Source organism: Eleftheria terrae, assembly GCF_030419005.1.
GTDB classification, from domain to species: Bacteria; Pseudomonadota; Gammaproteobacteria; order Burkholderiales; family Burkholderiaceae_C; genus Caldimonas; species Caldimonas terrae.
Map to the genome: position 1 here is coordinate 1,298,491 of NZ_CP106951.1, position 23,991 is coordinate 1,322,481.

A 23,991-nucleotide genomic window follows, 5' to 3' on the forward strand; every position below is an offset into this window, starting at 1 on the left:
AACAGGGCCCCGGCAGAAGCGGCAGTGGCTGACGAGTATCGGCAATGTGCACAGGCCCAGCACTCACCTATTTGAGGGGGCGCCGCATCAGGCGCTGAAAGCCCTGCGTCAGCCCAGCACCCATGCGCTTCCCGGCGCTCCGGGGTGGCGGGGCGGTGGCCAGGAGGAGTACCGACTCACTCATTCAGGGGGCCCCCTGAGGGAAACCCCGCACCCATAATCCCGCGACATCCTCCGCCCCACCCCTTTCAGGCTGGTGGGGCGGCACGACTTTTGGCGCCGCGGCAAGCCCCGGCGCGCCAGCCTGCGGGCTGAACCTGCATGCGATGGAGAAGCACCACAATGCGCGATGACGGACACAGGGCAGAGCCCGGCAGCGCGGTCAATGACCCGGCACCGCCGCCCCTGGGCCACTGGCTCCGGCGGGCAGCCCGGCATGCGCCCGGACAGGCTGCACTGGAGTCACCGGACGGCACCCTGGACTATGCGGCCCTGCTCGATGCGGTGACTGCTTTGGCCGGCCGCCTGCAGGCCGCCGGCATCAGGCCGGGCGAGCGCGTGGCGATTGCGGCGACCCGTTCTGCCCACACCATCGTGGCCATCCTGGCCGCGGTCGAAGCCGGCATCGGCTATGTGCCGCTCGACCTGGCCTACCCCGGCGATCGCCTGCAGGCCATGCTGCAGGACGCGCAACCACGTGCGGTCCTTGGCGAGCCGGCCACGCTGGCCCGGCTGCAAGCGCTGACCGGCGACTTTCCGACCCTGGAACACCCGGCCCCCCGCAGCGAGCTGCCGCATGCGGCCGAGGCCGACCTGGCCTACGTGCTCTTCACCTCCGGCTCCACCGGCCGGCCGAAGGGCGTCGCCATGGGCGCCGGACCGCTGCGCCACCTGGTGGCCTGGCATGCCGCGCACGAGCGGCTCGGGCTGCCGGCGCGCACGCTGCAGTTCGCACCGCTGTCCTTCGATGTGCACTTCCAGGAGATCTTCTCGACGCTGGCCTGCGCCGGCACGCTGGTGCTGCTGCCCGAGGCCGAGCGACGCGATCCGCAGCGCCTGCACCAGGCCCTGCTCACAGGACGCGTACAGCGGCTGTTCCTGCCGTACGTGGCGTTGCAGATGCTGGCCGAGGCCGCCCGCGGACAGCCGCCGCTGGCGCTGCTCGACGTGGTGAGCGCCGGCGAGCAGCTGCAGGTGACGCCCGCCATCCGCGCGCTGTTCGAGCAGCTGCCGCAGGCGGTGCTGCACAACCACTACGGGCCCACCGAAAGCCATGTGGTCACCGCCTTCGAGCTGTGCGGCAGCGCCCGCGACTGGCCCGAGATTCCGCCCATCGGCCGACCTCTGCCACATGTGCGGCTGGCGCTGCGGCATCCGGAGACGCTGGCGCCCGAGAGCGGCGACAGCGGCGAGCTGCTGCTGGGCGGCCAGACGCTGGCTCACGGCTACCTGGGCCGGCCTGAACTCACCGCCGAGCGCTTCCGCAATGACCTGGCCGGACTGCAGGGCCGCTGGTACCTGGCCGGCGACCTGGTGCGTCGCGACGCCGACGGTGTCTATACCTACCTGGGCCGTGCCGACCAGCAACTGAAGGTCGACGGCTTTCGCATCGAGCCTGGCGAGATCGAGCTGGCGCTGATGCGCCACCCCCAGGTGCGGGACGCGGTGGTGACGGCGCCCGAGCTGCCCGGCGTCGGCCGCCAGCTGGTGGCGCATGTGGTGCCCCGCGACGGCGCGGAGGCCGACATGCTGCCGGCCACGCTGCGCCAGCACCTGCGCGGCTGCCTGCCCGAGTACATGGTGCCGGTGCGCTATCTGACGCTCGAACGCCTGCCCATGACGCCCAGCGGCAAGATCGATCGTCGCGGCCTGCCGCTGCCGCAGGCAGAGGCCCCGGCCGGCAGCGCCGCCGACCTGCCCGCGCTGGTGCGCGCCCTGTGGCAGGACCTGCTGGGGCTGGCCCACATCGACGACGAATCGAACCTCTTCGAGCTGGGCGCCAAGTCGCTGCTGGTGCTGCGTTTCGTGACGCGGCTGCGCGAGCACGGTGTGGACCACCTCGCCGTTGCCGACGTCTATGACCGCCCGACCCTGGCCGGGCTGTGCCGCGGCGCGCAGGGCGTCGGCCGACGCCGGGCCGGGGCCGGTCGTCCGGCCTCGCCGGGCGGCGGCATCGCCATCGTCGGCATGGCAGTGCGGGCGGCGGAGGCGAGCGATCTCGACACCTTCTGGCAGCAGCTGGTCGAGCAACGCGAAGGCATCCGCCACTTCAGGCCGGAGGAGCTCGATCCTTCGGTGCCCGAGGCCCTGCGCCGGCGGCCGAACTTCGTCGCCGCACGTGGCGTGCTGCAGGATGCCGACCGCTTCGACGCGGCCTTCTTCGGCATCTCGGCACGCGAAGCGAGCGTGCTCGACCCGCAGCAGCGCCTCTTCCTCGAACTCTGCTGGAGCGCGCTGGAGCATGCCGGCATCGACCCGCGACAGGGCGACGCGCGGGTGGGCGTCTACGCCGGCGTGGCCAACAACAGCTACATCACCGCGCTGCGCGCCGAGAACCCGGAGCTGGCGCAGCAGTTCGGCGAGTTCGCCACCATGCTGGCCAGCGAGAAGGACTATGTCGCCACCCGGGTGGCCAACCGGCTGAACCTGACCGGGCCGGCCGTCAGCGTGCACACCGCCTGCTCCACCGGGCTGGTGGCGGTGGCCCAGGCCTGGCACGCGCTGGCCGACGGCCAGGCCGACGTGGCGCTGGCCGGCGGCGCCACCGTCATCGTGCCGCAGGCGGGCGGCTACCTGCATGTGGAAGGCGGCATGGAATCCGCCGACGGGCATTGCCGGCCCTTTGACGCGGAGGCCAGCGGCACCGTCTTCGGCAGCGGCGGCGCGGTGGTGGTGCTCAAGCGCCTGGAAGATGCGCTGGCCGAAGGCGACACCATCTACGGCGTGATCCGCGGTGTCGGTCTGAACAACGACGGTGGCGACAAGGCCAGCTTCACCGCGCCCAGCGTCGGCGGCCAGGCGGCGGCCATCCGGATGGCGCTCGATCATGCCGGCGTGAGCGCGCGCAGCATCGGCTACGTGGAGGCGCATGGCACCGGCACCGCGCTGGGCGACCCGATCGAGATTGCCGCCCTCACCCGCGCCTGGCGGCCGGATACCGCCGACTCACAGTACTGCGGCATCGGTTCGCTGAAGAGCAACCTCGGCCACACGATCGCCGCGGCCGGCGTGCTCGGCCTGGTGAAGGCCACGCTGTCCCTGCACCACGAAGCCATTCCGGCCACCCTGCATTTCCGGCGGCCGAACCCCGAGATCGACTTCGCCGCGACGCCCTTCCACGTCATCGCCGCCCACACGCCGTGGCCGCGTGGCGAGCAGCCGCGCCGGGCCGCGGTGAGCTCCTTCGGCGTCGGCGGCACCAATGCGCACCTGGTGATCGAGGAAGCCCCGCCTGCCGCCCCCAGCGCCGAGGCCGCCGGCCCGTTCCTGCTGCCGCTGTCGGCCCGGACACGCGAGGCTGCGTTGCAGCGTGCGGCCGACCTGGCCCGCCATCTCGAAGCGCATCCCGGGCTGTCGCTGGCCGACGTGGCCAGCACACTCATGCGTGGCCGCCAGCCGATGGCGCAGCGCCTGGCCGTCGTTGCACGCGATCGGTCGGACGCGGTCGATGCGCTGCGGGCCTTGCGCCACACCACGGCGGCCCAGGGCCGTCCGCGGCTGGTCTACCTGTTCCCGGGCCAGGGTGCCCAGCATCCCGGCATGGCGCGCGGCCTGTACGACGAGATACCGGCCTTCCGCGAGGCACTCGACCGCTGCCTGGCGCTGGCCGAGCCGCACCTGGGCAGCGACTTCAAAGCCTGGCTGGTGACGGCGGCTCCCGACGACAGCGCGGTCGCCGAGCGCCTGGCCGAGACCCGCCATGCCCAAGTGGCGCTGTTCTGCATGTCGTATGCGCTGGCGGCCTGGCTGGACACGCTGGGAGTCAAGCCCCAGGCCCTGATCGGCCACAGCGTCGGCGAATACGCCGCGGCTTGCCAGGCCGGCGTCTTCTCGCTCGCCGATGCAATGACGGCCGTCATCTCGCGCGGCCAGGCGATGTTCGAGCAGCCCCCCGGCGCGATGCTGGCGGTGCGTGCGGCCGGTGACACCGTGCGCGCCCTGCTGCCTGAAGGCGTGGAGATCGCCGGCGAGAACGCGCCGTCGCTCACCGTGGTGGCTGGCAGCTTCGACGCCATCGACGCCTTCGCGCGCCAGCTCGAGGCGCAGGATATCGGCAGCACCCGGCTGCGGGTCTCGCATGCCTTCCACAGTGCCGCCATGGAAGGGGCCCTGCCCCAGGTGGCGGCGGCCCTGCAGCCGCTGGTGCTGCGGGCGCCGCGCCTGCCGGTGTATTCCTGCGTCAGCGGAGCGCCGCTGCAGGCGCACGAAGCCACCGACCCTCACTACTGGGCCCGCCAGGTCCGCGCCAGCGTGCAGTTCAGCCGCGCGGTGCAAGCCGAGCTGGCCCAGGACAGCGAGACCGTCTTCGTCGAAGTCGGTCCCGGCCAGGCATTGACCGCGCTGCTGCGCCAGCACCGCACGGCAGGCCAGGCGGTGCCTCGCATCGTGCCTCTGCTCGGCCCGGCCCAGGCGCCGGGTGATGCGGCCGTCAATGCGCTGGCCGGCCTGGGTGCCCTGTGGTGTGCCGGCGCGGAGCTGGCCTGGCCGGTGGCCGCCAGTGCCCGCCGCGTCGCGCTGCCGACCTACCCCTTCGCCGGCGAGCGCCACTGGTTCGCGCGCCGGCCCCTTGCACAGGCCGCCCTCGCGGTCTCCGCCGGCGGTGCCACAAGCGCCGCCGCCCCTTCTTCTTTGCCCCCAGCCGAGGCTGCCACGACCATGAGCCGACTCCCCCGCCTAGCCCAGGAACTCACGCGCATCCTCAGCGATGTGTCCGGACTGGCCGCCGATGAGATGAGCCCGGGCGCCAGCTTCGTCGACCAGGGCCTGGACTCGCTCTCGCTGACCCAGGCAACGTTGGAGCTGGAGCGGGTGTTCGGCCTCAAGCTGCGCTTCCGCCGCCTGCTCGAGGACCTGGACACGGTCGACAAGCTGGCCGGCTTCCTCGACGCCGAGCTGCCGGCCGACCGCTTCGCACCGGCGGCCCCGGCCGCTCCCGTTGCCGCGCCGGCCCCGGCCGGCGAGCCGACGGCCACAGCGGTCGCCAATGCCTCGCCGGTCCTGCCGCAGGCTGCCCTGCCGGTGATGCAGCTGGCCGTCGGGCCGGGCCAGCCGGGCGCGGCCAGCGGGCTGCAACTGGTGATCCAGCAGCAAATGCAGCTGATGTCCCAGCAGCTCGCCGTGCTGGCCGGTCAGCCACTGGCCGGTGCAGCGGTGCCGGCCATGGCGCCAGCGGCCCTGCCCGCGCCGGTGGCCGGGCCGGCGCCTGCCGCCACCGCAGGCGCCGCCCCCGCAGCCACTGCAAACGAGCCGGCCCAGCCGTCCATCAAGGCCTTGGTGGAAAAGCCCTTCGGCGCCTCCGCCCGCATCACGCTGGACAACCGCCAGGACTTCACGCCCGAGCAGCGCCGCTGGCTGGATGACTTCATCCAGCGCTACAACGGGCGCACCGGCCAGTCCAAGCATTTCAGCCAGCAGCACCGCAAGCTGATGGCCGACCCGCGCGTGGTCACCGGCTTCAACCCGCTGTGGAAGGACCTGGTCTACCCCATCGTGGCCGACCGCTCCAAGGGTGCGCGGGTGTGGGACATCGACGGCAATGAGTACATCGACCTGCTGTCCTGCTTCGGCGCCAACCTGCTCGGCTACCAGCCCGAGTCGGTGGTGGCGGCGATGGTGGAGCAGCTGCAGCGCGGCATCGAGGTGGGCCCGCAGCATCCGATGGCGGCCGAAGTGGCACAGCTCATTGCCGAGTTCACCGGCATGCAGCGCGTGGCCTTCTGCAACACCGGCTCGGAAGCGGTCATGGGCGCGATGCGCATCGCCCGCACCGTCACCGGGCGCAAGACCATCGCGATCTTCACAAACTCCTACCATGGCATCTTCGACGAAGTGATCGTGCGCGGCACCCGCCAGCTGCGCTCGCTGTCGGCGGCACCCGGCATCCTCGCCAGTGCGGTGGAGAACGTGCTGGTGCTCGACTACGCCAGCGAAGGCGCCCTGCGCGTGCTGCGCGAGCGGGCCCACGAGCTGGCCGCCATCATGATCGAGCCGGTGCAGAACAAGTTGCCCACGCTGCAGCCGCGCGAATTCGTGCACGCGCTGCGCGAGATCGCCGACGCAGGCCAATGCGCGCTGATCTTCGACGAGGTGGTGACCGGCTTCCGCCTGGCCCCCGGCGGAGCGCAGGAGTTCTACGGCGTGCGGGCCGACATCGCCACCTATGGCAAGGTGATCGGCGGCGGCCTGCCCTTTGCCGCCATCGCCGGCGGCGCCCGCTGGCTGGACGCGCTGGACGGCGGTGACTGGCAGTACGGCGATGCCTCCTACCCGGAAGCCGGCGTCACCTACTTTGCCGGCACCTTCGTGCGCCACCCGCTGGCGCTGGCCGCCGGCCGCGCCGCGCTGTTGCACCTCAAGCGCGGCGGCCGGGAGTTCTATCGCACCCTCAACGACCGCACGCAGCGCCTGGTGGACCGCCTCAACACCGCCTTCGCCGTGCGCGGCGCGCCGGTCAAGGCGGTGCATTGCGCCTCGCTGTGGCGGCTGCAGTGGGACGACAACCAGAAGTACGTCAGCCTCTTCTACTACCTGGCCCGCTTCCATGGCCTGCACCTCTACGAACAGTTCGGCCACTTCGTGACCGAGGCGATGGGCGAGGCCGAGGTCGACCGCATCTTCGAGGTCTTCACCGGCGCGCTCGACGAGCTGATGGCACTCGGCTTCATCCTGCCGCGCGACGGCACGCCGCCCCCGCCGCCGCGGGGCGGCGGAGACAAGCCGCAGGCCCAGCCGACCACCGAAGGCCCGCTCTCGCCAGGGCAGACGGAACGCTGGCTGGCGGCCGGCTTCGATGCCCATGCGCGGCGAGCCCTCAACGAGTCCTTCTGCGTCAGCCTGCGTGGCGCGATCGACATGCCCGCCCTCAAGGCCGCCCTGCAGGACGTGCTGGGCCGCCATGCCGCCTTCCGCCTGTCCTTCGACGCGGAGCAGCCGCTCCAGCGCCTGGCCGCCGCCGGCCCGGTGCCGGTGCGCGAGATCGACCTGCGTGCCCGCCCGGACAGCGACGCGGCCCTGGACGCCTTCTGCAGCGAAGCCAGCACGCGCGACTTCCCGCTCGAGCAGGCGCCGTTGGCGGCAGTCAGCCTGCTGCAGCTGGCCGATGGCCGGGTGGTGGTACACCTGGTGGCCAGCCACCTGGTGTTCGACGGCTGGGCCTCCAGCGTCTTCAATGCCGAGCTGGCCACGGCCTACCGCGCACGCAGCCACGGCATCGCGCCGACGCTGCCGGCGGCCGACTCGCCCATCGTCTTTGCGCAGCAGGAGCTGGCCCGCATGGACGGTCCGGCCGGCCAGCAGGCGCTGCAGTTCTGGCAGCGCGTGCTGCACCAGCCGCCCGCGCGCCTGGAGCTGGGCGATCTCGTGCCGCCCGCGCAGCGTCGCTACACGGCCGACACCCTGCGCACCCGCTTCGACGGCGACTCGCTGGCCCGGCTGCGCGCGCAAGCCCGCCAATCCGGTGCCACGCTGTTCCAACTGCTGCTGGCAGCGCTGGCCGCCATGCTGCGGCGCCAAGCCGGCCAGGACGAGTTCCTCGTCAGCATCCCCTACGCCAGCCAGAGCCTGCAACGTCGTGGCCCGCTGATGGCCGACGGCGTGCTCGACCTGCCGCTGCGCCTGTGCTGCCACGACACCGACCGCGGCACCGAGCTGCTGCAACGAGTGCGTGACCACCTGATGGACGCGCTCGAGCACCCGCTGATGACGCAGGGCACCGTGGCCCGCGCCCTCGGCCTGCGCAGTGCCGGCGACCGGCCCGCGCTGACCGGCGTGTTCTTCAACCTCAATCCCAAGGTCGATCTGTCGGCCTTTGCGCCCTTGGGCGCCACGCTGCACGAAGGGCGCAAGCGCGGCACCCTGAGCGAGCTGTTCTTCAACTTCTACGAGCAGGACGATGCGCTGACACTCGATCTGCACTACAGCACCGAGTTCTTCAGCGCGCACCGCGCCCGCGACCTGGTGGACGCGCTGGGCGCGGCCATCCGCGGCCTCGCCACCGAGCTGGACAGCACCGTCGGTGCGCTGCCGCTCGCGGCCTCCGCCACCGACAGCCGGGCAGCCACCAGCCGCACCGCCACTACCGCCACTACCGCCACTACCGCCACTACCGCCAGTAGCGCCAGTAGCGCCAGTGTCGCCAGTACCGGTGTTGACGGCAGTGCCATCAGTACCACCGGCACTTCCTCGACGGCTTCCGGCGCACCGGCCGCTGTCGCAGTACCGTCCGCGGTCGTCGAGCCCCGGCTGCGCCACTGGAACGCGACGGACCGGCCGCTGCCAGCCCGGCCTCGTGTCGAGCAATGGATTGCCGAGCAGGCCGCGCGCACCCCGCAGGCTGCGGCCCTGGTCGCCCAGGGCCGCAGCCTCAGCTACCGTGAACTCGACAGCCGAGCCAACCGCTATGCCCGCCTGCTGCAGGCCCGCGGCGTGGCGGCGGGCGACCGCGTCGGCCTGTGCCTGGGCCGCGGCCCGGAGCTGGTGCCGGCCCTGCTGGGCGTGCTGAAGACCGGTGCGGCCTACGTGCCGCTGGACCCCGGCTTTCCGCGCGAACGTCTGCAGTACATGGCCGAAGACGCCGGCCTGAAGCTGGTCATCACCGAGGCCGTTCATGCGGAGCTGGCCGGCATGCCGCGCGAGCGCCAGCTGCGCATCGACGACGATGCTGCCACCATCGCAGCCGCCCCCGACACCGCACCGCCCGCCTCGCCGGAGTGGCCGGCCGATGCGACCGCCTATGTCATCTACACCTCCGGCTCCACCGGCAAGCCCAAGGGGGTGGTGCTGCCGCAGCGCGCGGTTTGCAACTTCCTGGCGAGCATGCAGCGGGAGCCGGGCCTGCAAGCCGGCGACCGGCTGCTGGCCGTCACCACGCTGTCCTTCGACATCGCGGTGCTGGAGCTGATGCTGCCACTGACCGTCGGCGCCTGCGTCGTGCTGGCCCAGCGCGAGGAAGCGATGGATGGCGAGGTGCTGGGCCGCCTGGTGGTCCAGCATCGCATCAACGTGATGCAGGCCACGCCCACCACCTGGCACATGCTGATGGACGCCGGCTGGCAGGCTCCTGCCGGCTTCCGCGCGCTGTGCGGCGGCGAGGCGCTGCCCCCGGCATTGGCCACCCGCCTGCTGGCACAGGGCATCGAGCTGTGGAACATGTACGGGCCGACCGAGACCACCGTCTGGTCCACCCTTGCGCGCATCAGCGACCCGGCGCAACGCATCACCGTGGGCCGGCCCATCGACAACACCCAGGTGTGGATCCTCGACGAGCGGCTGCAGCCTTGCCCGGTGGGCATCGAAGGCGAGATCTGCATTGGCGGCACGGGCGTGGCCACCGGCTACTTCAAGCGCCCCGAACTGACCGCCGAGCGCTTCGTGCAGGATCCGTTCGGCAGCCATCCCGGCGCCCGCCTCTACCGCACCGGCGACCTTGGCAAGTGGCGGGAGGACGGCAGCATCGAACACCTGGGTCGGCTCGACTTCCAGGTGAAGATCCGGGGCTACCGCATCGAGCTGGGCGAGATCGAGGCCCGCCTGGCGGCCCTGCCCGGCGTCGCCCGCACCGTCGTGGTGGCGCGCGAGGACAGCCCGGGCGACGTGCGCCTGGTGGCCTACTTCGTGCCACAGGCCGGTGCCACGCCCGAGCCGGGCCGCCTGCGTGAAGCGCTGCGCGCCGACCTGCCGGACTACATGCTGCCGCAGTACGTGGTGCCGCTGCCGGCGCTGCCGCTGCTGCCCAACGGCAAGATCGACCGCAAGGCCTTGCCGGCGCCCAGCGCCCCGGTCCCTGACGAGCAACGCCACATCGACCCGCCGCGCACCGAACTCGAGGCGACCCTGGTGGCCGCCATGCAGGCCGTGCTGAAGCTGCCACAGGTGGGCATTCGCGACGACTTCTTCTCGCTCGGCGGGCATTCGCTACTGGCCGCCCGGCTGGTCGGCCAGCTCAACCGCGACCTGGGCCTGCAGCTCAACCTGCGCACGCTGTTCGAGTCGCCCTCGGTCGAGAAGCTGGCCGAGGCCATCGAGCAGCAGCGCGGCAGCGGCCAGGCCAGTGCGCAGCGTGCCCCCATCGTGCGGCGCGCCGACCAGAGCCAGGCCCCCCTCACGCTGATGCAGGAGCGCATCCGCTTCATCGAGGAGATGCACCCGGGCAGCGTGATGTACAACGCGCCGTCCTGCCACCGCCTGCGTGGCCCGATGGACCTGTCCGCCTTCGAGCGCGCCTTCGGCGAAATGGTGCGCCGCCAGGGCGCGCTGCGCACGGCCATCGTGCGCGGCGCGCAAGGCTATGTGCAGCAGCTGCACGAGCAGGTCGAGACCCGCCTGCTGCCGCTGGAAGACCTGAGTGTGCTGCCCGAGGCCGAGCGCGAAGCGGCGCTGGCCACCCGCCTCGAAGCGCTGGCCGCCCAGACCTTCGCGCTGGACCAGGCACCGCTCTACAAGGCGCGGCTGTTCCGCCTGGCGGACGACCACCATGTGCTGTTCTTCATGCCGCACCACATGGTGTGGGACGGCTGGTCCTTCGACATCCTCTACACCGAGATGTCGGCCCTCTACGAGGCCTATCGCAACGGCCAGGCACCGCAGCTGCCCGAGCCGCCGGTGAGCTATGGCGACTTCGCCCAGTGGCATGCCGACTGGCTGCGCAGCGACGAGCTGCAAGCGCAGCTGCAGCACTGGAAGCATCAGCTCGAGGGCCTGCCGCCCTCGATGGAGCCGCCGGCCGACCGGCCGCGCCAGTTCGGCGGCAGCGGCCGCGGCGAAACCGCCTGGCTGCAGCTCGACACGGTGCAGGCCGAACGCATCCGCGGCCTGGCCAAGCAGACCGGCTCCACGCTGAGCATCGTCGCCTTCGCCGCCTATGCTGCGCTGATGTCGCAATGGCTGAACGACCCGCATCCGGCCATCGGCATGCCGGTGCGCGGCCGGCCGATGGCTGAGCTCGAAGGTGTGATGGGCTTCTTCAACAACATGCTGCCCCTGCGCCCGGCGGTCGACACCTCGCTGTCGGCGCTCGACTGGGTGCGCGCCACCCGCAAGCTGCTGGTCGACGCCTTCGCCAACCAGGACGTGCCTTTCGAAGTGCTGGCCCAGCAGCTGCAAGGGCGCCAGCAAGGCGCCCGCGGCCGGCTCTACCAGGTGATGTTCTCTTTCCAGGACGCCCGCCAGCGCCAGAGCCACTGGGGCCCGCTGCAGCACGAGCGCATCAAGCTGATGCAAAAGGGGGCCACCGAGGACATCAACCTCTGGCTGGTCGAGATCCCCGCCGGCATCGAGGGTGGCGTGCAATACAACGCCGACCTCTTCGACGACCGCACCGCGGCCTGGCTGCGCGACCGCTTCCTGGCCTTGCTCGACGCCTTCGCCAGCCAGCCGCAGCGCCGCTTGGACGAGCTGCTGGCCGAGGGTGCCGCCGCGTTGCCCCTGCCGCAGCGGGTCGAGCCGGCCGCTGAAGCAACGGTGGCACCCGCAGCGCTGCTCGATGGCTGGCTCGCCGCGCATCCACAGCGGCTGGCCCTGCGCGGCGCGCAGCGCCAGCTGAGCTATGCCGAGCTGGCGCGCCGGGTGCAAGCGGCCGAGCAGCGCCTGGCCGAACTCGGCCAGCAGCCGGCGAGCGTGGCGGTGAACGTGCGCGACCCGCTGGCCGCCGCCATCGTGTCGCTCGCCGTGCTGCGCCTGGGAGCCAGCTGCCTGCCGCTCGATCCGCACGGCAGCGCGCCGGCCATGCGCGAAGCGCTGGCCCGCACGCCGGCTGCCTGCGTGGTGTCCGACGAAGACTTCCGCATCCACGTGCCGGTCAGCGCAACCTGGCTCGATGTGCAGGCCATCACCGGCCAGCCCGCGTCCGCCACCGCCCAGCCCAAGCTGCCGCGCCAGGACTGGACGGCACGGCCGCAGCATCCGCAGGCGCCCATCGCACCGGCCCTGTTGCTTGGCACGGCCGCGCGCCTGGCGCGAGAGCTCAAGCTCGCCCCCGGCGACACCATCGCCAGCTTCGACGGTGGTGCCCGCGCGCAGCAGCTTTTCGAGGTGTGCCTGGCCTTGGCCGCCGGCGGCGAAGCGCTGCTGGCCGGCCTGCAGGCGTCCACCCTGCCCGCGCTCGCCGACAAGCGCCCGCTGCAGCTGGCCCTGGCCGGGTCGCCGAGCTGGCGGCGCTGGCTCGACGCCCGCCCGCTGCCCTTGCCGGCATGCGCGCTGGTCGACGCCGCCGACAGCTCACCCGCCTTGCTCGCCGAGCTGCAGGCGGCCGGCTGCGAGGTCTGGCACTACGCGGTGCTCGACACCAGCGGGCTGCCTGCCTGCGCCGGCCCGGTGACCGCGCAGGATGTGGACGACGCCGGCCACCCGCTGCGTCCGTCCCTGCAGCTGCAGGATGAGCAGGGCCGGCCGGTGCCGCCCGGGCAGCCCGGCCGACTGGCCGCCGGTGGTGCGCTGGCACGCTGTCGCCAGGACGGCCGCCTGGAGCTGCTGGCCAATGAGGACGCCCCGCTGCAACTCGACGGCTGGCCGCTCTCGCTGCCCCGGCTGTCGCAAGCGCTGCGCGAGCAGTCGGGCGCCACCCAGGTGCAGGCCGAGATCCGGGAGGCACGGCCCGGCGAGCGCCGCATCGTGCTGCAGGTCCGGCCCGCCGCCGGAGCCCGGCTCGAAGCCGCCGCCGTGCGCGACAACCTGGCCAAGGCACTGCCAGCGCGCCTGCTCGCGCTGACCGACGCGCAGGTGCTGCCGGCACAGGCCGTCGCCACACCCGCGCGCCCTGCCAGCCAGCCCACGTCGGCACCGGCCGCCACGCCAGCCGCCGCCAAGCCCGCACAGGTCACGCCGACCCCTGCTGCGGCGAGCACGGCAAGCGCCGCCCCACACGTCACGCCGGCCCCGGCTGCCATGGCCGCACCCGGCGCCGCGGCGGCGCCGGCCCTCACCGAAGCGCAGCAAGCCGTCGCCCAGGTCTGGGCGGAGCTGCTGCGGGTGCCCCACATCCAGCCGAAGGACAACTTCTTCGACCTGGGCGGCACCTCCTTGCTGGCCATGCAGGCCGTCTCGCGGCTGGAGCAGCGCTTCAAGCAGCAGGTGAACGCGCGCCGCCTGGTCTTCGAGACCCTCGCCCAGCTGGCTGCCAGCTATGAGGCGCCTGCGGCCGTGGGCAGCGCCGGCTCGTCCATCGCGGCAGCGGATCCGCAAGCCCCGGCCAAGGGCATGCTGGCCCGCTTGGGCGGCTGGTTGCCGCGGCGCGGAGGCAACGCCAAGGGCCCGGGCGACAGCGACACCACGGGCTCCCGCTCATGAGCATGGAAGTCAGACGTTTTGGCGGGCCCCGGCGCGAGATGGTCGGCATGCTGCAGCGGCCCGACCTGCCCGCCGAGGACGGCGCCGCCCTGTTGCTGTGCAAGCCCTTCGGCCAGGAGGCCGTGCGCACCAACCAGATGTTCCAGGCCCTGGCCAACCGCCTCTGCCGCGAAGGCTGCACGGTGCTGCGCTTCGACTATCACGGCAGCGGCGACTCGCCAGGCGAAGGCGCCGATCAAACGCTGGAGCAGTGGACTGGCGACACCCTGCTGGCCTGGCGCGAACTCGAGTCCTGCGCCGCGGGCGCGCCGCTCCACCTGTTCGGCGTCGGGCTCGGCGCCACGCTGGCCGCCCGGGCCGCGCTGCGGGCCAGCAGGCCACCCGGGCAGGTGCTGCTCTGGGAGCCGGTGCTGGAGGGCCGGGCCTACCTGTCGGCCCTGCTGGAAGCCCACCGGCGGGAAGTCGCGCGCGAGATGCAGGCGCCCTGGGCGCGCCTGCGGCGTGAAGGCCGCGTGCAGGAACCGACCCTGCCCGGGTCGGTGATCGGGTTCGAGATGGGCGCTGCGATGGTGCGGGAGATCGAGTCGCTCGACGTCCAACCGATGCAGGCGCTGCTGGCCCGTGGCCTGCCGCTGCGCTGCGGCGTGCAGCCCGCGCAGGCCCGGGCGCTGCGCGCGGCGGGCCTGCCCGAACCGCTGCTGCGCCCCATCGAAGAAACCATCGACTGGATGTCGGGCGACGCACGTGGCACCGCCATCGTTCCCCGTGAGATCCAGGCCTTCCTGCTGGACGGCCTGCCGCAGCGAGCATGACAGAAGAAACCATCGTCTTCGGGCCAGAACAGAACCTTGTCGGCACCTTCACCGCCCCCCGTCCCGGCCCGGCCGTCCGCGATGACGTGATGGTGTTGCTCAGCAATGCGGGCGTGATCCCGCGCATCGGGCCGCACCGCATCAACGTCAAGCTGGCCCGGCACTTCGCCACGCTGGGGGTGACGACCTTCCGCTTCGACACCAACGGCCTGGGCGACAGCGGGCGCTCTGCCTCCACCCTGCCGGTGGCCGAGCAGTTCGTCGCCGACACGCGTGCCGCCATGGATGCCGCCGAGGCCCGGCACGGTCGCCGCAATTTCTACATGATCGGCATGTGCTCGGGCGCCGACATCGGCCACCTCACCGCACTGGAAGACGCGCGGCTCAAGGGCGTGGTGCTGTTCGACGCCTATGTCTACCCAACCTGGAAGACCGGCGCGCTGCGCCTGCTGCACCGCGCCCGCAACCTGGGCGCGCGCGGCATCGCGCGCAAGCTGGCGACGCGCGCCGCCGCGCTGCTGCCGGGCCGGCGTGCCGCGGGCGCGGCCGCCGGCCTGCCGGCGCCTGCCCCTCGCGTGGCCGCCTCGGTGGGCATCTTCGGCCGCTCCAGCGTGCCCGCGCCGGCGGTCTTTGCCGAGCGCATCCATCGGCTGCTGGCCCGGCGGGTCGAGCTGTTCTTCATCTTCTCCGGCGGCGAGCCGGGCGCCTACAACTACCGCCGCCAGTTCCACGACAGCTTCCAGCGCTTCGGCTTCGTCGACAAGGTCGCCTATGAATGGCTGCCCGAGTGCGACCATGTGCTCACGCTGCCGACATCGCAGCAACGCTTCCTGGAGACGGTGAGCCGCTGGCTGCAGGACAGGGCACTGGCCGAGGGCCGGTGATCGGCACGCCGGCCGCCCGCAGCGGCCGGCACTGCGACTGCCGCGCAGTGTGGCCGGAACGCGCTGAATTGCAAGCAGGCGCTGCAAGGCGGCCCGGACAGGGCAGCTCGCACCGATACTGCGGGCCCGGTGGTTCCCTCGGAGCCGGAGCGAGCCGCACTGCAGCCCCGTCGCGGGCCGCGCCGTCGGCCCCTCGGTGGCAGCGTGCCACCATGGCTGGGCGCGACGGCCGCCAGTGCGGACCGGCGCCCATCGCCTCGTGACGTGTGGCGCCGGGGCGTCCGCTGCGAAGGGACCGGCAATGGATGCGAGCAACGCCACAGGCAGGAGGGCCTGCAACCCATGATGGACTTGAGCGATCGCCTCGGCTGGCCGCCGCTGCGACTCTGGTTGGCGCCGCTGGACGCCTGGCCCGATGCGACCCGGCAGCAGGTGCTGTCCGACGAGGAACGCGCCCGCGCCGCCCGTTTCGTCTTCGAGCGCGACCAGCGCCGCTTCACCGCTGCGCACTGCCTGCTGCGCGAGCGGCTGGCCCAGGCCAGCGGCCTGCCGCCTGCGGCACTGCGCTTTCAGCAGGGCCCGCACGGCAAGCCCTACCTGCTGGACGCCCCCGGGCTCAGCTTCAACCTCAGCCACAGCGGCGACTGGGCCGCGGTGGTGGTGGCGCCGGGCGGCGAAGTCGGCGTGGATGTCGAGGTGATCCGTACGATGTCGGATGTGGTGGCCCTGACGCGCGGCAACTTCACGCCGCAGGAGAACGATGAACTGCTGGCCTTGCCCGAGGCCGAGCGTGAAGCCGCCTTCCTGTGTGGATGGACCCGCAAGGAAGCCTGCCTCAAGGCCCTGGGCAGCGGCCTGAGCCTGCCGGCCGCCAGCTTCCATGCCGGCCTGGCGCCGACCACCACCCGGGTCGAGATGCCGGGCCGCGACGGCCCGTTTGCAGTCGAGCTGCGATCGCTGCAGCACGGCGGCGTGGCGATGCTGTCGGTGGCATGGCAGTCCACCCCCTGATCAGGGCCCCTGGATTGAGGGGGGCCTCCGGGCTGGGGCGAACAGCGGCAGATATAGTCCGCCGCGAGAGGGGCAGCTCACACCGCCGCGGCTTTGGCAATGAAAAAACTCACACAAGCCGCGACGTGTTGTACGGGGAGCGAGCTGCAGGGCCCCTGCGCCAAGGCGCGGGCGGCTCCCCTTCCAGCAGCGCAAGGGGCAAGGGCCCGACCGGCCTGCCGCCGGCGGCTCCCAGCCTGGGCGTGATGTTCATCCACAACAAGATAAAGCGCGAGTCGATGGTGATCTGGACCTTGGCAAGCACATGTCGCACAACACCTTCTTTCCAGCCCTGGTCCCCTTGCCCTGCAGGCAAGCCGGGCCGACCCTTGCCAGGCCGGCGGCCTGCGCCCGTGGTCGCGGCGACAGCGGCACCCGTTTCACCGCGGGCGGCGACGCCCTGGCGCCAGCCGGCCTGCCGACGATGACGAGGCCCGACCGCTCGATGGCCGCCGCCCTCCTGCGCACCGCGGCGCGCCTGACCTACCCCGGCGGCAGCCGCTCGCCGCTGCCCATCCTGATGTACCACCGCGTCGTGCCCCGCCACGACCCGCTGCTGCCGGACGTGCCCGATGCCGCCCGGCTGGCCGACCAGTTCAGGGCGCTGTCGCAGGCCTTCACGGTGCTGCCGCTCGAAGAAGCCGCCGATCGCCTGCAGGCCGGCACGCTGCCGCCACGGGCGGCCTGCATCACCTTCGACGACGGCTACCGCGACAACTACGACATCGCCTTGCCGCTGCTGAAGCAGTTCGGCCTGACCGCCACGTTTTTCGTTGCCACCGGCTTCGTCGACGGCGGCCGCATGTTCAACGACACCGTGATCGAATGCGTGCGCCGCCTGCAGGGCCGGCCACTGCAACTCGGCAGCATCGGCCTGGGCCTGCGCCATGCGGATGGCACGGCGGCCCGGCTGCGGCTGGCCGACGAGATCGTGCAGAAGATCAAATACATGGGCCTGACAGCCCGTGAGGCCTTTTGCGCCGAGCTGCAAGCCCAGGTCGGCGAGCCGCTGCCGGACGACCTGATGATGACCTCGTCGCAGGTGCGCGACATGGCACGCCAGGGCATGACCATCGGCGGCCACACCCGCGACCACCCCATCCTCGCCCGGCTCGACCGGGCCGAAGCGGCTCACGAGATCGCGGTGAACCGGGATGCGCTGGCCTCGCTGCTGGACGAGGCGCCGCGTTGCTTCGCCTATCCCAACGGCAAGCCACAGCTCGACTACACCGGCGAGCACATCGATCTTGTGCGGCAGGCCGGCTACCGGGTGGCGGTGTCCACCGCCTGGGGCGTGGCCACCCGCGAGACCGACCGCTTCCAGTTGCCGCGATTTGGTCCACCCGATCGTCATCCGGCGATGTTCGTCGCGCGTTTGATGCGCATGTCCTGTCATTCCCAGCCCCAGCTCGTGCCGACCCCGACCGCGGGTGCCGCCAGCAGCGGCCGCTCGGCGGCCTGAGGCCCACCAGGCCCCTCACCGGAAACCCACTCTTCTATGGCCGTCCTGGGCATCAGCCTCGAACCTCCCTTCGATCCCCGCAGCTGGTCGGGTTCGTCCAAGTTCTTCTTCGACGCCCTGCGCCAGCGCGGGGTGCTGCAGGATGCCCTGCAGGTCCAGCTGTCGCGCCCGCATGAACGCTTGCTGCAGCTGGCGGCGCTCAGCTGGCCCCGCGAGCGCTGGCGCAGCCGCTACAACTCCAGCCCGGCGCGATTCACCGCGCTGAGCGCGCGCGCCCAGGCCGAGATCCGCCGCCGGCCGCAGACCCGGGCGGTGCTGCAGATCGGCGCCCGCCTGCGTTGCGCCGGCCCGGCCCGCGGCCTGCCGCCGGTGTTCGGCTACCACGACGGCAATGCCGCGCTGCGCTACCGCTACTACGACCAGGGCTTGCTGAGCGACCGGTCGCGCCAGGACCACCTGCGCTGGGAAGGCGAGGTCTACGGCCAGATGCGCGGCATCTTCGTGATGAGCGCCTGGCTGGCCGACTCCTTCATGAAGGACTTCAACGTGCCGGCCGACAAGCTGCATGTGGTGGGCGCCGGCATCAACTTCCCGACGCTGCCGGTGGTGCCGCAGCAGGACTTCGCCGAGCCGCATTTCCTCTTTGTCGGCCGCGAGTTCAAGCGCAAGGGTGGTGAACACCTGCTGGCCGCCTTCGCGGAAGTGCGCCGCGCCCTGCCACGGGCGCGGCTCAGCATCGTGGGGCCCGACGCGCCGGGCACACCGGCGCCGGACGGCGTGCAGTTCGCCGGCTTCCTGTCCAAGTCCGATCCCGCTCAGGCGCAGCAACTGCAGCAGCTGTTCGCGCAAGCCACCGCGCAGGTCCTGCCCTCGGTCTATGAGCCTTTCGGCATCTCGCTGCTGGAGGGCATGGCCTGGGGCCTGCCCTGCATCGCCTCCGACCGCTGCGCCATGCCCGAAATCGTCGAGCACGGCCACACCGGCCTGATTGCAGCGGCCGAACATCCGCCGTCCCTCGCTGCGGCCATGATCGAGCTCGGCCGGCAACCGGACCTGGCCCGCCGCATGGGCCAGGCCGGGCGGCAACGGGTCGAACGGCAGTTCACCTGGGATGCGGTGGCCGGTCGCATCCAGGGCGTCTTGCGCGACCAGTACCGTGTCTGCCCCTGAACCGGCGCGCATGCGCCAGCCCCTGCCGGAGACGGCCGCGCCCCGGCGCGGCCACCGCCGGTGCCCCTTGTGTTCCTTGCAGTTCTGGAGCCGCGGCCATGAGTGACCGCTTCGGCAGCAAAGCGGTGTTCCGCTCGGCCCTGTTGATCACCGGGTCCACCTACGTGGCCTATGCAGCGGGCTTGTTGACCAACACCGTCATCGCACGCAGCCTGGGCCCGGCCGACTTCGGCCGCTATTCCTATCTCATCTGGCTGTCGGGCCTGCTGGTCGTGTTCATGAACAACGGCCTCACCACCTCCGCCATCCGCTTCGTCTCCGAATGCGTCGGCCGCGGCGAGGCCGACGCCGCGCGCAAGCTGCACCGCTGGTTCAGCGCACGGCAGTGGGCCGCGGTGCTTGGCGTGGCGGCCGTCTTCCTCGCGGTGCTGCCCTGGCTCAAGCCGGCCGGCTGGGACGGCAACCTGATGGTGTTCGCCGCGCTGGCGCTCACTGCGGCGGTGGCGCGCGCCTGGTACTTGTTCGGCGTGTCGGTGGCAAAGGGCCACGGGCTGTTTGGCCTTGAAGCGGGCAGCGTGAGCCTGCTGGCGGTGGCGAGCATGGTGGCCGCCGTCGGCGCCATGTTCGCAGGCGCCGGGCTGATGGGCTTTCTCGTCATCTTCGTGCTGCACAGCCTGGCGCATCCGGTGGTGATTGCCATCTGGTCGCGCAAGGCCGGCGTGGCAAGCGCCGCTGGTGCCAGCGATCCGGCACTGCTGCAGCGGGTGCGGCCGCACCTCTACTGGACGGTGGTGCTGACCTTCGCCGCGGCGCTCAGCAACAAGTCCTTCGAGACCTACCTGCTGAACTCCATGGTCGGGGCCGAGGCGGTCGGCTTCTTCACCATCGCAGCCGCACTGACCCGCGGCGGGGTGGACCTGCTGTCCTCCGGCCTCACCTCCATCCTGATGCCGACCATGGCGCATGCCTACGGCGCTGGCGGCGTGGACCGGGTCAGCCGCATCACCTCGGACGCCGCCCGCTACTTCCAGTACCTCGGCCTGTTGCTGGCCGGCGTGGGGGCCTTCTGGGCCGCGCCGGTGATCTCCATCATGTACGGGCCGGCCTACCATCAGGCCGCCTTCCTGCTGCAAGTCATGGTCGTGGTGGGCGGGCTCACCCTCACCCAGGGCACCTTCGGCGCCCTCCTCTCGACCACCGACAACCAGCGCGTGCGGGCCGGGGTGTCGGTGTTCTCGGTGGCCTTCAGCGCGGTGGCCGCCCTGTTGCTGGTGCCGCGCTTCGGCATCCTCGGTGCCGTGGCGGCGCATGCGGTCTCCAGCCTGGTGGTGCTGGCGGTGGTGGCCGGCTTTGTGGTGGTCACCCTGAAGATCCGGCTGCCCTTTGCCGACCTGGGGCGCATGTTCCTGGCCGCCGGCTGTGCACTGGCCGTCGCGGCGCCGGTGGCCTTGGCCTGGCACGGCCCGCTGGGACAGGGCCTGGCCGGCGTGGTCTACGGCCTGGCTTACCTGGCCAGCTCGCTGCTGCTGCGCGTCTGGTATGCGCGCGACCTGGAAGTGATCGGTTCAGCCGCACGGCGCTTCTCCTTCCTGGCCGGCGTGCCAGCCTGGCTGGACCGCTGGACGCGCCCGGCCTGAAGCGCGGGCAGCCTGCCAACGAGGCGGGCTGCTTCAAGCGGTCGATGGGGGCAAGGCCAGCACGGGCGGCGGACGGACGCCGCCACGAAGCGCATCGACGCTGAGCCGCTCCCTGCTGCAGCAGCCGGGGTGAACCGGCTTCTGGGGCCTTCCCGCTTCCACGCGGCGTCCTGCCGTTCATCGGCTCGGGCGCTGCCACCCTGTGCACCACCGCTGGACGACAGTCGACGCGCCGCCATCATCGCCCCGCAGACCCGCCTTGTGCGCCAGCCTTGATGCCCAGCTTCCCAGCTCCCATGCCCGACGGCCCCCGCTTCGAGATGCGCCCGGAAACGCAGGCGGACGTGGCCGCCATCGAGGCCGTCACGATCGCCGCCTTCCGCGACGTCGGCCACTCGAGCCACACCGAGCACCACATCATCCGGGCCCTGCGCGCGTCTGGCGAGCTGCTCCACTCGTGGGTGGCCGAGGAGCGCGGGCAGATCATCGGCCATGTCGCACTGTCGCCCGTCACTGTCTCGGACGGCAGTGCCGGCTGGTACGGGCTGGGGCCGGTCTCGGTGCGGCCCGGCTACCAGGGCCGGGGCGTGGGCTCGCGACTGGTGCTGTGTGCCTTGTCCGCGCTTCGCGCCCAGGGCGCCGCGGGCTGCGTGGTGCTCGGTGAGCCTCGCTACTACTCGCGCTTCGGTTTCCGGGCCGAACCGGCGCTGCGCCTGCCCGGCGTGCCGGCCGAGTACTTCATGGCCATGGCCTTGCACGGCGCAATGGCCTCGGGCACCGTCAGCTACAGCCCGGCGTTCGACGCGCGACGCTGAAGAACCAGGCGCCTGCCTCTTGGCAGCCCGCCATCGGGCCCACGGCCCATCGCATCGCCGGGCAGGATGCGCCAGGCGCCGCGACAGCACAGACAGAAGCCGCAGCGGCGGGCCACCGCCTCAGGCCGGCGCGGCGCTGCGTCGCACCAACATCAGCTGCAAGCCGCCCTGCGGCCGCAAGGTGACGTTGAATACCGGCACCGCCGGCCCGGCGCCCGGTGGCAGCGCCAGGGTGCAGCGCTGCAGCAACATGGCGGCGATGATGCTCATCTCCAGCATCGCGAAATGCTGCCCGATGCACACCCGCGGCCCGGTGCCGAACGGCATCCAGGCGCCGCGCGGCGGCGGCGGCGCATCAGGCAGGAAGCGCTCGGGCCGGAAGGCATCCGGCTCGGCGAAGGAGCGCGGGTCGCGCTGGAGCACCCAGGGCGTGATGCGCACCATGGTGCCTCGGGGCACAAGCCAGCCCTGCACCTGCACGTCCGCCGTGGTGCGCCGCGACATCAGGGCCGCGGCCGGTGGATACAGGCGCATCGCCTCCTTCAGCGTGGCGGTCAACCAGGGCAAGGCGGGCAGGTCCTGCGGCCGCGGCGGCCTGCCGCCCAGCACCGCGTCCACCTCGGCCCGGGCATGTGCCGCCGCCGCCGGATGCTCCGCCATCAGCCGGCTCCACCACAGCAAGGCGGTGGCGGTGGTCTCGTGGCCGGCCTGGAAGCTGACCATGCACTGGTCGAACACCTCCTGATCGCTGAGAGACCCACCGGTGGCCTGCGGCCCCTCCGTGTCACGCAGGTTCAGCAACAGCGCCAGCAGGTCGTCCTGCGGCACCGGCCGGCCCGCCGCGATCGCGGCCCGGCGATCGCGAACATGGCGGCCCACCAGCTCGCGCAGCCGCCTGAGGGCCCGGCGCTTCTCGGCCTTGCCGGGCAGGGGCAGCCAGTCAGGCAAGGTCATCGGCATGAACATCTCCTGCATCGCCACGCGCGACAGGGCCTGGGTGGCTTCGGCTGCCCCGCGGATGTCCTCCGCGGCCGAGCGACTGAACAGCGTGCGCAGGATCACATCCATCGCCAGGCCCTGGAACAGCGCCTCCATGTCCACCAGCCCGCCGGTCGGTCCCGCCGGCAGCGCCTGCTCCAGCGCGGGCGCGATGGCCGCGACCATCAGGCCGGCCTGGGCAGCCACCTTGCGCGGCGTGAAGGCCGGCTGCAGCATGCGGCGCTGGCGCTGCCAGGCAGCGCCCTCGGTCACCAGCACGCTGCGGCCGAACACCTGCTCGAACACCTCGATGCCACGCTCCCACCGGACCAAGTGGGCAGCGTGGTCCACCAGCAGCTCGCGAACCGCCTCGGGGCTGAAGAGGTCGAGGGTGCGTTCATGGCCAAGCCGCATCGCGACGGTGTCGCCGTAGCGCTCCTGCAGGCGGCGGGTGAAGCCGAGGTAGTCGGCGCGCATGGCGCGCAACAAGGGCAGCCCCCACCAGCGGGTCGGCGGCCCCGGTGGCAGGCCGCCGGGGTGGACATGAGGGCGAAGCCGGCCAGGGGCACAGTCATCAGGGGGCGTGTCAAGGTGCGCGTTCATGTCGCGGATGGTGCGACGCCTGCCGGGCACCGTATTGAACGATGTCGACATGGCGCCCGGCGATGTGCCGCCCAGCCAGCGCGCCGCGACCGACACCGGCCGCCCGCTCCTATACTGCCCGGATATGCCTGCCCCCGCCGCTGCGCCGGCCCCGATCGACCGCCTCTGGGCACCGCGCCTGTCGCTGAGCGCCTGCATCCGCGCCATCATGGCGCGCGACACGCGCGGCGCGGCGCTGCAGCCCGAGCAGCGGCTGAACTACTTTCCCGCCACGCCGCTGTGCTCCATCGCCTGGACGTTGCACGGCAGCACCGAGCGGGTGCTTGGCCCGTTCCCCCAGCGCGAGGCCCGCCTCGACGACCCGCGCGAGCCGGTCGTCGCCCGCGTGGTGCTGACCGGGCCGTTCAATCAGCCCTCGGTGAGCTGGAACCCCGGGCCCTTGCACGGGATGATGCTGCTGCTGATGCCCGATGCGCTGCAGTCCATGACCGGCCTCGACCCGGCCATCTTCGTCAACCGCATCGTCGATGCGAACGGGGTGCTGCCGCCCGACTGGTGTGCCATGTGCGAGGCGGTGGCGACCGCCACCGACGACGCAACCCGGGTGCGCCTCATCGAGGACTTCCTGGAGCCACGCTGGCAGGCCGTGCGGCCCAGGCACGGCCTGGACGGCCACCGCTACCAGGACTGGGCGCAGGGCTTGGCCATGCGTGCCGCGCAGAGCGCTGCCGGCCGCAGCCTGCGGCAGGTGGAGCGCCGCATCAAGCAATGGGCCGGCCAGCCGATGCGGGAACTGCAAGGCATCGGCCGCATCGAGCGGGCGTTCTTCGAGGTCATGGCCGCCGAGGCGGAGGACCGGCTGCACTGGGCCGAACTGGCAGCGGACTGCGGCTATGCCGACCAGTCCCACCTCAGCCGCGTGACGCGGCGCATGACCGGTTTCTCCCCAGAGGAACTGCGGCGGCGCATCCACGGCGAGGCCGCCTTCTGGGCCTACCGGCTCTGGCAATGAAGGTCGGGCCGGCCACGGGGCGTGTCGCAGCGCCTCTGGCGCGGCGCGGGCCGGACGAGCCCGGCCGC

The 23,991-nt window shown here is 72.1% G+C and carries 10 protein-coding genes; 9 read left to right on the forward strand and 1 reads right to left on the reverse strand.

Features of this window, described 5'->3' with window-relative positions; genetic code table 11:
* The first annotated feature begins 342 nt into the window (after nt 1–342).
* From N7L95_RS05760 to N7L95_RS05795, 8 genes are all read left to right on the forward strand, one after another.
* On the forward strand, nt 343–13,500 hold the full coding sequence (locus tag N7L95_RS05760) for a non-ribosomal peptide synthetase/type I polyketide synthase (protein ID WP_301258862.1): 13,158 nt from the start codon (nt 343–345) through the stop codon (nt 13,498–13,500).
* A complete protein-coding gene (locus N7L95_RS05765) occupies nt 13,497–14,312 on the forward strand; it encodes a serine aminopeptidase domain-containing protein (protein ID WP_301258863.1) in 816 nt (271 codons plus the stop codon). Before N7L95_RS05760 ends, N7L95_RS05765 begins: the two co-directional genes overlap by 4 nt.
* A complete protein-coding gene (locus tag N7L95_RS05770) occupies nt 14,309–15,196 on the forward strand; it encodes a serine aminopeptidase domain-containing protein (protein WP_301258864.1) in 888 nt (295 codons plus the stop codon). Before N7L95_RS05765 ends, N7L95_RS05770 begins: the two co-directional genes overlap by 4 nt.
* Nucleotides 15,197–15,538: 342 nt before the next feature.
* A complete protein-coding gene (locus N7L95_RS05775) occupies nt 15,539–16,207 on the forward strand; it encodes a 4'-phosphopantetheinyl transferase family protein (RefSeq protein WP_301258865.1) in 669 nt (222 codons plus the stop codon).
* A 484-nt stretch (nt 16,208–16,691) separates the two neighbouring features.
* Nucleotides 16,692–17,708, forward strand: a complete 1,017-nt coding sequence (locus tag N7L95_RS05780; RefSeq protein ID WP_301258866.1) for a polysaccharide deacetylase family protein — start codon at nt 16,692–16,694, stop codon at nt 17,706–17,708.
* 36 nt (nt 17,709–17,744) lie between these two features.
* Nucleotides 17,745–18,878: a glycosyltransferase gene (locus N7L95_RS05785; RefSeq protein WP_301258867.1), complete on the forward strand. Its 1,134-nt coding sequence runs from the start codon at nt 17,745–17,747 to the stop codon at nt 18,876–18,878.
* Nucleotides 18,879–18,976: 98 nt separating this feature from the next.
* Nucleotides 18,977–20,515 carry a lipopolysaccharide biosynthesis protein gene (locus N7L95_RS05790; protein ID WP_301258868.1) on the forward strand — a complete coding sequence of 513 codons (1,539 nt, stop codon included), beginning with the start codon at nt 18,977–18,979 and terminating at the stop codon, nt 20,513–20,515.
* Between the two features lie 296 nt (nt 20,516–20,811).
* Nucleotides 20,812–21,330: a GNAT family N-acetyltransferase gene (locus N7L95_RS05795; RefSeq protein ID WP_301258869.1), complete on the forward strand. Its 519-nt coding sequence runs from the start codon at nt 20,812–20,814 to the stop codon at nt 21,328–21,330.
* A gap of 120 nt (nt 21,331–21,450) precedes the next feature.
* Here N7L95_RS05795 and N7L95_RS05800 read toward each other — a convergent pair whose 3' ends face one another.
* Nucleotides 21,451–22,911 (reverse strand): cytochrome P450, encoded by a 1,461-nt coding sequence (locus N7L95_RS05800; protein ID WP_301258870.1) that lies wholly within the window; start codon nt 22,909–22,911, stop codon nt 21,451–21,453.
* Between N7L95_RS05800 and N7L95_RS05805 the strand changes: the two genes are divergently transcribed.
* Nucleotides 22,910–23,923: a helix-turn-helix domain-containing protein gene (locus N7L95_RS05805; RefSeq protein WP_301258871.1), complete on the forward strand. Its 1,014-nt coding sequence runs from the start codon at nt 22,910–22,912 to the stop codon at nt 23,921–23,923. The two genes, N7L95_RS05800 and N7L95_RS05805, sit on opposite strands and share 2 nt — an antisense overlap.
* Nucleotides 23,924–23,991: the final 68 nt, after the last annotated feature.

Coding starts and splice junctions, on each gene's coding strand:
- N7L95_RS05800 (WP_301258870.1), bottom strand. CDS start 22,911: ATGAACGCGCACCTTGACACGCCCCCTGATGACTGTGCCCCTGGCCGG.
- N7L95_RS05760 (WP_301258862.1), top strand. CDS start 343: ATGCGCGATGACGGACACAGGGCAGAGCCCGGCAGCGCGGTCAATGAC.
- N7L95_RS05790 (WP_301258868.1), top strand. CDS start 18,977: ATGAGTGACCGCTTCGGCAGCAAAGCGGTGTTCCGCTCGGCCCTGTTG.
- N7L95_RS05775 (WP_301258865.1), top strand. CDS start 15,539: ATGATGGACTTGAGCGATCGCCTCGGCTGGCCGCCGCTGCGACTCTGG.
- N7L95_RS05785 (WP_301258867.1), top strand. CDS start 17,745: ATGGCCGTCCTGGGCATCAGCCTCGAACCTCCCTTCGATCCCCGCAGC.
- N7L95_RS05805 (WP_301258871.1), top strand. CDS start 22,910: ATGTCGCGGATGGTGCGACGCCTGCCGGGCACCGTATTGAACGATGTC.
- N7L95_RS05765 (WP_301258863.1), top strand. CDS start 13,497: ATGAGCATGGAAGTCAGACGTTTTGGCGGGCCCCGGCGCGAGATGGTC.
- N7L95_RS05795 (WP_301258869.1), top strand. CDS start 20,812: ATGCCCGACGGCCCCCGCTTCGAGATGCGCCCGGAAACGCAGGCGGAC.
- N7L95_RS05780 (WP_301258866.1), top strand. CDS start 16,692: ATGGCCGCCGCCCTCCTGCGCACCGCGGCGCGCCTGACCTACCCCGGC.
- N7L95_RS05770 (WP_301258864.1), top strand. CDS start 14,309: ATGACAGAAGAAACCATCGTCTTCGGGCCAGAACAGAACCTTGTCGGC.